The following is a 12,319-nucleotide window of genomic DNA, read 5'->3' as shown; positions in this document are numbered from 1 at the left end:
GATCGAGGAGGAATCATGAAACTCTCTTCGAAGGTCTGGTCGGCAGTCGGCGTCTTGCTCATTGCCCTGGCCCTGGCCATCTGGTTTGTCGTCGTGCCGAGTGCTACCAAATTTCCGTGCGGCGGCGATCTGCGCCCGACGCGCCGGTCGATGACAAGCAACCGGTGAACAGCCACTAGCCGAACGCGACGAATTGGTCCGCCCGCAAATGGCGCTCCTGTTCAAGCACGTGGCGTTGCGATCCACGCTTCGCGCGTGTGTGACGCAGCACACTATCCACGATGGGCGATCGCCCGAATTCTTTCATTGATTGGAGCAAGTAATGAAAATGCAAGCCGCAGTTCTCTGGGGTCCCGGCCAGGATTGGAGTGTCGAAGAAGTCGAGCTCGACGGGCCCCAGGAAGGCGAAGTGCTCATCCGCTACGAAGCGAGCGGGCTGTGCCACTCCGACGATCACGCTCGCACCGGCGACATGCCGATCGCCGTCCCCACCGTCGGCGGCCACGAGGGGGCAGGTGTCATTGAAGAAGTCGGTCCAGGAGTCAAGAACCTACGGCCCGGTGACAAGGTTGTGTGTTCGTTTCTTCCCGCATGCGGACAGTGCCGGTGGTGCTCGACTGGACAGCAGAATCTTTGCGACATGGGCGCATTCATCCTTGCCGGCACCATGCTCGACGGCAGCTACCGTCGCCGCGCCCGCGGAAAGGATCTCGGCGCCCTATCGCTGCTGGGAACTTTCGCTGAGTACGGCACGGTGCACCAAGAGTCCGTGGTGAAGGTAGACGACGACGTACCACTTGAGCGAGCGTGTCTACTTGGTTGCGGAGTAACCACGGGGTGGGGCTCGGCGGTGAACACCGCAAAGGTCCAACCGGGCGATACCGTCGTCGTCATCGGCTGCGGCGGCATTGGCGGCAGCGCGATCCAGGGCGCCCGGATAGCGGGCGCCGAGAATATCGTCGCGGTGGACATTGTCGAATCAAAGAGGCAGCAGGTAATGCCACTCGGGGCAACGCATTTCTGCACAAGCTTCGAGGAGGCCACCGCGCTTGTGGCCGACCTCACCCGCGGTGTAATGGCGGACTCGGCGATTCTCACAGTCGGAGTCGTCGCCGGCGAAATGATCGGGCAGACGCTGGAGTTGGTGCGAAAAGGCGGTGTGGGTGTTGTCACCGGTATTGCCCCGGCAACTGAGAACACTGCAACTATCCCGTTGATGATGTTCACACTCTTCCAAAAGCGTTTGGCTGGAAGTCTTTTCGGCGAAGCTAACCCGAGAGCCGACATTCACCGGCTGCTCCGACTGTACCGAGACGGCCAACTCAAGCTCGACGAGACCGTCACCGCCGAGTACCAACTCGGCGATATCAATCAGGGATATCAAGACATGTTCGATGGCAAGAACATTCGCGGGATCATCACGCACAGCCACTGAGATGCAAGCACTCACGGAGGAACACATGATCGACCAGAACGCACTGTTCATCGATGGCGCATTGTCACCAGCCCACGCGCCCGAACGCATCGAGATATTGTCCGCGGCCACCGAAGAAGTCATCGGACGCGCACCAGCAGCAGATGAGGACGACGTCGACGCCGCGGTTGCCGCGGCACGACGTGCATTCGACGATCCGCGTGGTTGGTCGGCGTGGAGCCCCGACGACCGCGCAGCGGCGATCGAGCGGCTTGCCGACGAGTTGGAGGCGCGCGCGCCGCAACTCACCGAATTGGTCTCGTCGCAAAACGGGATGCCGATTGCCATCGCCGGAACGCTCGAATCCGGGCTTCCCGCGACCGTGTACCGGTATTACGCCAACCTCATTCGGACCACAGAACTGGAGCAGACACGTCCAGGCGTACTCGGTGGCCGCGCCATTGTTCGGCAGTCCCCCGTCGGTGTGGTCGCCGCGATCGTGCCATGGAACTATCCAAACCTGGTCACTGCCTTGAAGGTGGCGCCTGCGTTGGCCGCTGGCTGCACCGTGGTGGTGAAGCCCAGCCCGGAAACAGTCTTGGACTCTTATGTTTTCGCAGAAGCGGTCGCCGCCGCGAACATACCCGCGGGAGTCGTCAACATCGTTCCCGGGCGGGCGAGCACTGGCTCCTACCTCGTGTCACACCGAGACGTCGACAAGGTCACGTTCACCGGATCGACCACCGTCGGCCGCCAAATCGCAAAGACCTGTGGTGAGTTACTCCGCCCAGTGACCCTCGAGCTCGGGGGAAAGTCGGCAGCGATCATCCTCGACGATGCTGACCTCACTGCGAACATCGAAGGACTGTTTCAGGCGACGTTACTGAATAACGGTCAGACCTGTGTGCTGAATGGCCGAATTCTTGTCCCTCGCAACAGGTTCGACGAGTCGCTTGAGGTCTTCGCCGGACTCGTGAATGGTGCTGTCATCGGCGATCCACTTGATCCGAGTACACAGGTCGGGCCACTGGTCACTGATGCGCACCGCAACCGGGTGGAGGCACACATCGCAAGAGCCAAGGACGACGGCGCTCGCGTTGTTGCCGGCGGCGGTCGGCCGGCCCACCTCGATCGTGGTTGGTATGTACAACCCACCCTCTTCTCGGATGTTGATCCGTCGAGTCCCCTTGCGCAAGAAGAAGTGTTCGGACCGGTACTCGCTCTGATGCCATACGACGACGTCGGTCAGGCGGTTCAGATCGCTAACGATTCGGCATACGGGTTGGCCGGCACCGTGTGGACCGCAGATGAGGCTCACGGTATCCAGATCGCCGAGCAGATCGAATCTGGCACGGTAGGTGTCAACTACTACATGCTCGACCCGGTTGCGCCATTCGGCGGTATCAAAGCGAGCGGTTTGGGGCGCGAACTCGGCCCCGAAGGCCTCGCGGCATGCATGCGAACCCACACGACATATCTGTCGACCAGCGCGTAGCCACCCCGTGTGTCGTTCCTGCCGCAGTGCCCACCGGGCAGGAACGACACACGGACTGAGGGGAGGTTCCTGACATCACGGAGAGACATGACGGCTGGCGCTACGGGGACAAAGTCATCGTGCGCGCACGGCACGCAGCGGCGGTGCCAGCGTTTGGCTATGTGATCGGCAAACCCGACCGTTTGGGATCTATCCCTGTTCGCCTGGATGACGGATCCGCATGCTGGTATCACGCGGATGCACTCGTCCGGCTAGCAAGATGGTGAACCGTATTAGGATGCCTGACGATATTTTTGAGGACATTCTCTACTTTATTTTCAAGGCGCACTCGCGCGCGGTGCCGGCGCCGGGCTCCGACTTCGTCTCGCCCCGGACCTACACCAGCCATATAGGTGCGCCCGGAACCATCGGCGTCGAAATAGGTTGCCCTGCCCTGACCAAACGATCCGTCATTCACGGCGGAGACAGACCCGTTTCGATACGCCCATGGCCGGTGGCCGTTTCTCCGGCGCAGTTCCAGTGAAGCCCGTCGATGACGACGAAGACACTGCGAGCAGAGGCACGAAGCAGCCTGATCCGGCCACCGGAAGGGGTGTTGTTAGCGACTAGCGAGGTTGCGTGCATCGGTCGGGCCGCCGCGCCGCGGGTCGGTGTGGTCGAACGGTTCGGTGTGGTCGAGGTCGATCTGCCAGACCGGGGCGTTGCAGCCGGGGAAGGTGCAGCACAGTTCGCCGGCACGCACCAGGGCCTGGAGCTTCTTCGACGGGGTGTACCGCGTTGTCGAACTGTCCGCCTCGGGAGGCGATACCGGTGGCGCGTCGGGCGCGGCGGGGTTCGGTGCGGGATGGATGTAGGTGCGTCGGGCTTCGGCGAGCAGCTGCCGGGCGGTGTCGGCGTCGAGGATGCCGTGGCGGTCGAGGAATGCGGGGTCGTTGTCTAGACCGATCAGGGTCGACAGGTTGACCACGATGTGAAAGGTCGCGCGCGGCGCCGGCGATGACGACGGCGACGCGTCCGGACCCGGAGGGTCGGCGACAACCGTGTCGCTGTCCGGGGTGTCGGTGTCATCGTTCCCGGAGTGGCGCGCGGGTGCCTCAGTCGTGTGGTCGGCGGTGTCCACTGTCGCTGCGTCGACGTCGCCGGTGGTGTTGGCTTCAATGTCCATTGCGGCAGGTCGGCAGTCGTCGCATTCGCACGCGATAGAAGCTTCGCCCCGCGCGAGCGCTTTCAGAGCATCGACTCGGCGGTTGGCCAACTTTCGAGGGTCACCGGCGTGGACCGCGGTGGCCATCGCCGTCAGGCGGGCGTCGAACTCGGCGGAATCAGCAGTGGGCAGCGTGCCGGAGATCCGGGACTGCCCGGGTGTGAACCGGTCGGGGGTGACGGTCACCTTGCGGTCGGATTTCACTCGCTCCTTGCGTCGGCGGATCGCGTCGGGTGCCCACTTGGCGACGATGGAATCGACCATGGCGGTGAACCGGGCCGTGGACATCGGTGCGCGGGCGAAGATCGCCTCGGCGAGATGGGCGTCGACGGTCTGCATCTCTTCGTCGTCGGTGATGAGGTCGGTGCGTTTGAGGGCGATGAGGAAGCGGCGCTTGTCGATTCGACCGCACGCGAGTGCGTGTCCGGTGAAGGAGAGTCGGTAGCGCAGTGCGTCGCCGGCTTCGATGAGATCTTTCGCCTCGGCCGGCGTCACGGTGAGGGTGGCACCGACTTCGGCGATGGCCTGTTCGAGACCGTTGGGCCCGAACTGCTCGTAGGGATTCTCACCAGCGGCCACCCGCGCGGACAGGTGCTCGAAGGCTTCGATGGAGTCGAGTTCGCCGCTGTGCGTCTCGGCGCGCCGCTGCGCGTAGTCCATCTCGCGTTCGTCGTGAATGAGGCTGGCAACGACCATCATTCGATGCGCCGACGCTGCCGCCAAACCCGCGCAGTGGTTGAGGACCTCGACGAGTTCGGCAGCGGAGAGTTCATGGTCGGGACGAAAGCGCGGCTCGACCGACTCCTGTGATGGGTCCACAGATGTAGTGGACCCGGCCCCCGCCCCCGATGACATACCTCCACGATACTCGAATATATGTTCGAGTCAAGGGTGTATTTGTTTCTCCTTCGAATATCCGATGATGCAACCACGACGCACCGACAGGTCATCCTCAGATCGAGGTCAGCGATGTCCGCGTGGCAGGCCGATGCGGATCAGGCGTGGGTCCTGCGTGATCTCGCGTACCTCGAATGTCGGGTCGATCTCCTCCGCCACCCGATCGACGATCAGAGAACCGTTGCTGTCGAACCCGATTCGGTGGTGAGTCAACCTGGTCGTGAACTTCCAGACGGCCATCGCTTCGACCTCAGTGGTGACCGAGTCTTCGCATCGGACACAGTCGAGTGCTGCGTCACTGTCCGGATCGTCGGCGTGTTCGTCGCATGGCTCCCAGTCCGAGGTGACGAGGTATCCGGGGTCCCACAGGGAGCCCTCCGTCGGCGGCCATTCCACCGAGTACCACTCGCCGGCAGCGATTCCGTACGTTCCGATGGCCTCGTCGAGCACGGCCTTGCGGTCGGCTTCGGTCCATTCGATCCGGGGTGGAATCGCCACGTCCTCGATGGGGTCGATTCCGGCGTAGTCGGCGGGATCGCCGAGCAGTTCGGTATCGGTGGCCTCGTGCTGCGTTGCCCGACCGACGGATTCATGTGTGTCGAGCACTGCGGCCTCGGCTGTCGCAGCGTCGATATCCGCTGCCAGGTAGGCGGCGGAGTTCATCCGCTCATGAACCGCTCTCGCCGGGATCCGCGAGACGAGTTCGTCGACCACCGCTTGCTCGGCGTCGTAGAGCGCTCCGGATGCCAAGCGGAGTGCCGTCTTCCCAACCGGCACAGAGATTCCCGATGTCCGGCAGTCCCACAACTCGGCGGCGATCCGATCGCGCCGGTCGACCAACTCCCACGCGAGAGCTCTGGCTGATTCGCCGGATGTCGAGTGTGGGATCAGCGACTGCTCCTGCAACTCGGCGATGATCCGAGTGAACCGATCGGAGCCTTCGCCGGACGAGTCGATCCAGTGATCGTTCGTGAACGTGCCCAACGCGGCACCTCCTCCCTGACGTTCTGTCTCGGTCGTCCATTCCTACGCCGAGAACCTACTCGGGGCCAGTGACATCAATCGTGGGGTGACTCGTCGCAATCGGACGGCGATCGTTGTGGTGGATGTCGGTGCCGCGTCGCATTCTGGTGACGGAAGCCGACAGGTCAACTCGGCCGAACCGAGAGGAGGCGACATGGTGAACTCGAAAGCCCTCGCAGAATTCATTGATTCGGCCGAGGCCGGCGCTCGCGCGGGCATCGTGCGCGAGACCGGAGAGATGTGCCGTTCCCATCGACACCGCCATTCATCGTCTGCGATCGACTCGATGAGCCCACTGACGGGCGTGGATTTCGAGGGGCCCGCGGAGGCCGAGCGAGGCGTCGCCTGATGGCGCCCGAACCCGTCCGACTCCCCGCCGCGATGGCGTCCCCGGCAGTCGGCTGCACTGTGAACGCCGGCTGGTATCCGCTCTTGGTTCGCCTCCATCGCCGGCTCTCAGCCGTCACCGACGACTTCACCTACGCGCAGATCAAAGAGAAGTTCGGGGTTTTGCGCTGCTACCTCAATTACGGAAACTCGGTCGACGATTTCACGTGGAGCCTTTGCGAGCTCCTGGTCGACGCGACAACCGACGAGTCGAGCACCGTATGCGAATTCTGCGGCGACCGAGGAGAAACCCGGTACGACCTTTCCTGGATCAAGACGACCTGCGGAGATTGCTGACCGTAACGTTCGGCGGTGAGCAAGACCTGGGTCATCTGAAGCGGCGCGCAGATCGCCGAATGGACGAAGATCGCCCCGGGTACGACGAATGGTCGTGTGCTGACTCCGCGTCTCAGCCGATCCCGCGCGACAGCATTTGCCCGACAACCAGACCGAGTGCACCCTCGGCAAACCTCGAGACCGGCCCGACGGCGGTGTCCAGCGCCTCGTCGTAGCCGTCGCGTGCCTCGCCCCACAGGCGGCCCGACGAGCCGTTCGGCGTGACCCCGATCAGGGCGATGAGCTCACCGGTGGTGGGGATGCAGATCGCCCAGACGAATCGTGTCTCCGACTCCCAGTCACGCTGCGCCGCAGCGACGTACGCGGCGGGGTCGTCGACCTCGAGATGAGACAACGCCGGGACGTCGGTGATCCGCTCGTCCGCACGAAGCGCACGCAGATACCACGTCCCGGCGTTGATCTCGACTGGTTGCATTGCCTTGTTGTACGCCCGCCCTTCGAGGCTCGTCGCTTGCGCTCCTCGCACCTCAGGGAGCAGGGGCGCTCGCACCTCAGGCAGCGAGGGAGCGGTGTGTCTTACTTCAGCTCGAGCAGCACCGTGCCCTGGGTGACGGCAGCACCGGCCTCGATGGTGAGGCCGGTGACGACGCCGTCCTTGTGGGCGGTGACCGGGTTCTCCATCTTCATGGCCTCGAGGACGACGACCAGATCGCCGGCGGCGACCTCCTGGCCCTCCTCCACGGCGACCTTGACGACGGTGCCCTGCATCGGAGCTGCCACGGCGTCGCCGGAAACGGCTGCGCCGCCACCCTTCTTGCGCGAACGTGCCTTCGGCTTCTTGCGGACGACGCCGTTGGCCGAGCCGCCACCGCCACCGAGGGCGAGATCGCCGGGCAGCGACACCTCGACGCGACGGCCGCCGACCTCGACGACGACGTTCTGCCGCGGGGCGGCCTCGTCGTCTTCGATGGGCTCGCCGCCGGTGTACGGCTCGATCGGGTTCTCCCAATCGGTCTCGATCCACTTGGTGTAGACGTCGAACTTCTCGCCGTCGCCGATGAAGGCGGGGTTGGAGACGATGTGCCGGTGGAACGGGATGACCGTCGCCAGGCCCTCGACCTCGAACTCGGCGAGTGCGCGACGCGAACGCTCCAGCGCCTGCTCGCGGGTCTCGCCGGTGACGATCAGCTTGGCCAGCATCGAGTCGAACTGGCCGCCGATGACGTCACCCTCGACGACGCCGGAGTCGACGCGGACGCCGGGGCCGGTCGGCTCCTTGTAGACCGAGATCGGTCCCGGGGCGGGCAGGAAGTTGCGGCCGGCGTCCTCACCGTTGATGCGGAACTCGAAGGCGTGACCGCGCGGGGTCGGGTCCTCGGTGATCTCCAGCTTCTCGCCGTTGGCGATGCGGAACTGCTGACGCACCAGGTCGATGCCCGCGGTCTCCTCGGTGACCGGGTGCTCCACCTGCAGGCGGGTGTTGACCTCGAGGAACGAGACCAGCCCGTCGCTGCCGACCAGGAACTCGACCGTGCCGGCGCCGTAGTAGCCGGCCTCGCGGCAGATGGCCTTGGCGGACTCGTGGATCTTGGTGCGCTGCTCGTCGGTCAGGAACGGGGCCGGGGCCTCCTCGACCAGCTTCTGGAATCGACGCTGCAGCGAGCAGTCGCGGGTGCCGGCGACGATGACGTTGCCGTGCTGGTCGGCGATGACCTGGGCCTCGACGTGGCGGGCCTTGTCGAGGTAGCGCTCGACGAAGCACTCGCCGCGACCGAACGCCGCGACGGCCTCACGCGTGGCCGACTCGAACAGATGCGGGATCTCCTCGATCGTGTACGCGACCTTCATGCCACGTCCACCGCCGCCGAATGCCGCCTTGATGGCGACCGGCACGCCGTGCTCCTGGGCGAAGGCGACGACCTCGTCGGCGTCCTTCACCGGATCCTTGGTGCCGGGGGCCATCGGTGCGTCGGCCTTGAGCGCGATGTGGCGCGCGGTCACCTTGTCGCCGAGGTCGCGGATCGACTGCGGGGACGGACCGATCCAGATCAGCCCGGCGTCGATGACGGCCTGCGCGAAGTCGCCGTTCTCCGACAGGAAGCCGTAACCCGGGTGGATCGCGTCGGCGCCGGACTTCTTGGCCGCGTCGAGGATCTTGTCGAAGACCAGGTACGACTCCGCCGATGTCTGCCCGCCCAGTGCGAAAGCCTCGTCCGCGAGTTTGACGAACAGTGCGTTCGCGTCGGGCTCGGCGTACACCGCGACGCTCGCGATGCCTGCATCCCGGGCGGCGCGGATCACGCGGACAGCGATTTCGCCACGGTTGGCGATGAGGACCTTGCTGATTGCGGACGGAGTGTTCGCAGAGGTACTGGGCACTTGTTCTCCTGGGCCTTACTCGTACTCAGGTGCACGACGCGGTAGCGCACGCGACACGTTGGGCGGACGTCGGTCAAGTCTGGCGGCCCGCCGTCACCGGCCGGGATGCGGACGGCGAGGGCGATGCGACACCTTCGCGGTGCAGGTGTCGCGACCTTCCGGGCAATACCCTAGCCCACCGAGCAATCGTTCGGTGGAGCCCTGGGTCACAACGCCGGAGAGAATGTGCTCGCATCACCGAGGCGTCGGACCAGTTCGGCGAAAGCACGCAGGTAGGCGTGGACGGGACCACCTGTCGGGTCGATCGCCCAACCGTCTTCGGAACGGGCCTCGGCGGCGGGAAATGTGACGTTTCCCTCATGTTGTGCACCCGGAGTGTTCGCCGAGGCGGTGACGCCGAGCTCACGCAGCGGCGACTCGCGCGGGAACCGGGCGGAGTACCGCAGTCCCGACGGGGTGCGGTTGATCCAGATGTACACCTCGTCGGGCGAATAGCTGTGACTGCGGAGGACCTTCGCACGCCCCGCGTCGGCGGCCCCGGCGCCCGGTGCATAGCGCGTGTCGATGAACGAGATGACGAACCGCGGGCCACCCTCGTGCCCGATCAGGTCGGCCACCCGCAGGAACGGCAGCGAAGCGCCCTGACGCCCGTGCTTGAGCGCGGCGGTGGATCGGACGACGGCCTGGTCGAACGTCGGGGAGTCGGACATGTCGAGACAGAAGGGAGCGACCCCGACGAACCAGCCGAGGGAGGTCAGCCAGCGGGCGTCGTCGCGCGTGTGCCGCGGCAGCACACAACGGAACTGCCGATCGCCGGTCAGTTCGTGGTGCACCACGGCGAAGGCCGCCAGCACTCCGGCGGTCAGCGTGCCGCCGGCCTCCGAGCAGATCGCGGTGAACCGGTTGGCCGTCGCGTCGTCGGCGACCACACCCCACAGCGACTCCTGGGGGAGTGCCGCGTCCGTGTCGACATCGTCGGGGGTGCGGTGATCGTTGGCCGGGTCAGCCGTGTGCAGGCCGGGCATGTCACCGTTGCCGGCGGCCAGGAACTCCGACCACAGGCCGACGGCCGGATGATCGCGCCCGGTCTGGTCGGCGAGCCGGCGTTCCGCGGCGCTGAAGTCGACATAACTGCCGACCTCGGGCAGATTCGCGCCGCGATGCTCCCGCGCCGCCCGGTACATCGACACCAGCTCCTGCTGGGCCATGATCAGCGAGTACCCGTCGACCAGCGAGTGATCGGCGGCGAAGAGGAGCGTGAACGAGCGTTCGCGTCCGACCGTCGCGAACCGGTAGGCCGGCCAGTGCAGCGGCGCGGTGGCGCGATCGAACGAGCCCGCCAGTTGCTCCACGAGCGGACCCGACTCGGCGTACCAGCCGACCCGGCCCATCTTGAGTTTCACGGTCCCCGGCGCGGTGGTCAGCCGCTGCAGGCCGGAGCCCTTGATCACGACGTGACTACGCAGCACCTCGTGCCGGTCGATCCACTGGGTCAGCACCGACCGGATGGCCGGGATCGACAGCGGCTCGTCGAACTCGATGCTCAACCCGAGCCAGGCCTCACGTCCGCCCTCGCGACGCGTGCGGACCCGGTACTCGAACGCCGCCCGCAGATGCTGCTCGTGATTGTGCGAGGTCAGGCGCGAGTCGTAGTCCCAATTACCCAGTCCGCCCGGCACATACGGCGTCCACTCGACGAGACCGCCGGGCGCGATGGGTTCGTCGCGGATCTGGATGAACTTCATGCCCCGGGCGTGTCGGGCACCTGGGCGCGAACCTGCGCCTTGATGCGGCCCAGCATGCCCGCCATACCCCGCAGGCGCAGCGGACTCACGGCGCTGCCGAGTCCCAGGTCGTAATAGAAATCCGATGGCACGTCGAGGATTTCGCGCGCCGACGCGGTGTCGAGTCCCTGATGAAGGATGGCGGCGAAACCGCGGGTCGTCGGCGCCTCGCGCGGAGCGCTGAAATACAGCCGCACCGACGACGGGTCGGCGGCGTCGACGGACAGGAAGACCGGCGACTGGCACTCGGGTACCGGTTCCATCGCATCCTGCTCGAGATGCGCCGGTATGTCCGGCAATTCGCCGGCGAACTCGAGCAGGAGCGTGACCTTGTCGGAGTCGTCGAGTGCGCCGAAGTCGTCGACGATCTCGGCCAGGGCTGGAGGCAGACTCATCGTGCGGTCGGGTTCACTCGGTGCCGGGAACGGCGCCCGGCTCCTCGCCGACGGCGATCGGCACGCGCACCGCGTTGCCCCACTCGGTCCACGATCCGTCGTAGTTGCGGACCGCGGTGTGCCCCAGCAGATGTGTCAGCACGAACCAGGTGTGGCTCGACCGCTCACCGATGCGGCAGTAGGCGATCGTGGGCGTCTTCGGGTCGAGCCCGGCGTAGATCTCGTCGAGTTCGGCGCGGCTGCGGAAACGGCCGTCGGGGGCAGCGGACTTCGCCCACGGGATCGAGATGGCGGTCGGGATGTGCCCGCCGCGCAGCGCGCCCTCCTCCGGGTAGTCCGGCATGTGCGTGCGCTCGCCGGTGTACTCCTGCGGGGAACGGACGTCGACGAGGGGCTCGGTGCCCAGGGCCTCCAGGACCTGCGGCGCGAACGCGCGGATCTTGGCGTCGTCGCGCTCGACCACCGGGTAGTCCGACCGCGGGTAATCGGGGACGTCGAAGGAGGTGTCACGGTCCTCGGCCATCCAGGCGTCGCGGCCACCGTCGAGCAGGCGGACGTCCTCGTGGCCGAACAAGGTGAAGACCCACAGCGCGTAGGCGGCCCACCAGTTGCTCTTGTCGCCGTAGATCACGACAGTGTCGTCGCGTTCGATTCCCTTGCTGCGCATCAGTTCCGCGAACTGCTCGCCGTTGATGTAGTCGCGCGTGACCGGGTCGTTGAGATGAAGGTGCCAGTCGATCTTCTGAGCGGTCGGGATGTGGCCGATGTCGTAGAGCAGCACATCCTCGTCGGACTCGATGATCTTGAGTCCTTTGGCGCCGAGATGCGCCGACAGCCACTGGGTCGTCACCAGCCGCTCGGGGTGGGCGTAGTCGGCGAAGGCCGGATTCGGGTCGGTGTCAACGCTCACGGTGCTCTCCAGCTCGCTGTTCGGACGTTCCGCGTGGATCACGCGCGGACCATCTGCGGTCCCGCTGATAAAGCGTAGGGCATCGGCCGGAGCGTGCTTCGATCAGACGACAAACCCCAGGTGAAGCGGGTCCC

Annotated in this window: 13 protein-coding genes; 6 read left to right on the top strand and 7 right to left on the bottom strand. The window is 65.5% G+C overall.

Annotation, left to right across the window (positions count from 1 at the left end; translation table 11 throughout):
• Nucleotides 1-15 precede the first annotated feature (15 nt).
• The 4 genes from JW364_RS01440 (at nucleotide 16) to JW364_RS01425 (ending at nucleotide 3,432) form a co-directional block, all read left to right on the top strand.
• Nucleotides 16-168, top strand: a complete 153-nt coding sequence (locus tag JW364_RS01440) for a hypothetical protein (protein ID WP_205333738.1) — start codon at nucleotides 16-18, stop codon at nucleotides 166-168.
• 154 nt (nucleotides 169-322) lie between these two features.
• On the top strand, nucleotides 323-1,435 hold the full coding sequence (locus JW364_RS01435; RefSeq protein ID WP_055475060.1) for an NDMA-dependent alcohol dehydrogenase: 1,113 nt from the start codon (nucleotides 323-325) through the stop codon (nucleotides 1,433-1,435).
• A 25-nt stretch (nucleotides 1,436-1,460) separates the two neighbouring features.
• Nucleotides 1,461-2,909 (top strand): aldehyde dehydrogenase, encoded by a 1,449-nt coding sequence (locus JW364_RS01430; RefSeq protein WP_137809919.1) that lies wholly within the window; start codon nucleotides 1,461-1,463, stop codon nucleotides 2,907-2,909.
• Nucleotides 2,910-3,186: 277 nt separating this feature from the next.
• Nucleotides 3,187-3,432: a hypothetical protein gene (locus tag JW364_RS01425; RefSeq protein ID WP_137809920.1), complete on the top strand. Its 246-nt coding sequence runs from the start codon at nucleotides 3,187-3,189 to the stop codon at nucleotides 3,430-3,432.
• Nucleotides 3,433-3,507: 75 nt separating this feature from the next.
• On the opposite strand, the gene JW364_RS01420 is transcribed toward JW364_RS01425, so the two are convergent.
• Together JW364_RS01420 and JW364_RS01415 are read right to left on the bottom strand one after the other, a co-directional pair.
• The gene (locus JW364_RS01420) at nucleotides 3,508-4,968 is read right to left on the bottom strand and encodes a DUF222 domain-containing protein (protein WP_240198504.1); all 1,461 of its coding nucleotides are present in this window, start codon (nucleotides 4,966-4,968) and stop codon (nucleotides 3,508-3,510) included.
• 108 nt (nucleotides 4,969-5,076) lie between these two features.
• The gene (locus tag JW364_RS01415; RefSeq protein WP_055475058.1) at nucleotides 5,077-5,994 is read right to left on the bottom strand and encodes a hypothetical protein; all 918 of its coding nucleotides are present in this window, start codon (nucleotides 5,992-5,994) and stop codon (nucleotides 5,077-5,079) included.
• A 193-nt stretch (nucleotides 5,995-6,187) separates the two neighbouring features.
• Between JW364_RS01415 and JW364_RS01410 the strand changes: the two genes are divergently transcribed.
• Together JW364_RS01410 and JW364_RS01405 are read left to right on the top strand one after the other, a co-directional pair.
• Entirely contained in the window at nucleotides 6,188-6,382 is a 195-nt protein-coding gene (locus tag JW364_RS01410; RefSeq protein ID WP_137809921.1) for a hypothetical protein, read from the top strand.
• Nucleotides 6,382-6,717 (top strand): hypothetical protein, encoded by a 336-nt coding sequence (locus tag JW364_RS01405; protein WP_055475056.1) that lies wholly within the window; start codon nucleotides 6,382-6,384, stop codon nucleotides 6,715-6,717. The genes JW364_RS01410 and JW364_RS01405 overlap by 1 nt, the downstream gene beginning before the upstream one ends.
• 112 nt (nucleotides 6,718-6,829) lie before the next feature.
• Here JW364_RS01405 and JW364_RS01400 read toward each other — a convergent pair whose 3' ends face one another.
• The 5 genes from JW364_RS01400 to JW364_RS01380 all read right to left on the bottom strand — a co-directional run bounded on the left by JW364_RS01400 (nucleotide 6,830) and on the right by JW364_RS01380 (nucleotide 12,185).
• Nucleotides 6,830-7,192 (bottom strand): GNAT family N-acetyltransferase, encoded by a 363-nt coding sequence (locus JW364_RS01400; RefSeq protein WP_055475055.1) that lies wholly within the window; start codon nucleotides 7,190-7,192, stop codon nucleotides 6,830-6,832.
• A gap of 101 nt (nucleotides 7,193-7,293) precedes the next feature.
• The gene (locus tag JW364_RS01395) at nucleotides 7,294-9,096 is read right to left on the bottom strand and encodes an acetyl/propionyl/methylcrotonyl-CoA carboxylase subunit alpha (protein WP_055475054.1); all 1,803 of its coding nucleotides are present in this window, start codon (nucleotides 9,094-9,096) and stop codon (nucleotides 7,294-7,296) included.
• Between the two features lie 206 nt (nucleotides 9,097-9,302).
• Nucleotides 9,303-10,841, bottom strand: a complete 1,539-nt coding sequence (locus JW364_RS01390) for a condensation domain-containing protein (RefSeq protein ID WP_055475053.1) — start codon at nucleotides 10,839-10,841, stop codon at nucleotides 9,303-9,305.
• The gene (locus tag JW364_RS01385) at nucleotides 10,838-11,275 is read right to left on the bottom strand and encodes a SufE family protein (protein ID WP_055475052.1); all 438 of its coding nucleotides are present in this window, start codon (nucleotides 11,273-11,275) and stop codon (nucleotides 10,838-10,840) included. The genes JW364_RS01390 and JW364_RS01385 overlap by 4 nt, the downstream gene beginning before the upstream one ends.
• 13 nt (nucleotides 11,276-11,288) lie before the next feature.
• Nucleotides 11,289-12,185: a sulfurtransferase gene (locus tag JW364_RS01380; protein WP_055475116.1), complete on the bottom strand. Its 897-nt coding sequence runs from the start codon at nucleotides 12,183-12,185 to the stop codon at nucleotides 11,289-11,291.
• Nucleotides 12,186-12,319 lie beyond the last annotated feature (134 nt).

The organism is Gordonia sp. BP-119 (assembly GCF_016924115.1).
GTDB classification, from domain to species: Bacteria; Actinomycetota; Actinomycetes; order Mycobacteriales; family Mycobacteriaceae; genus Gordonia; species Gordonia hongkongensis.
Note: the sequence above shows the minus strand (reverse complement) of the source record. Positions and strands in the feature narration are given on the sequence as shown.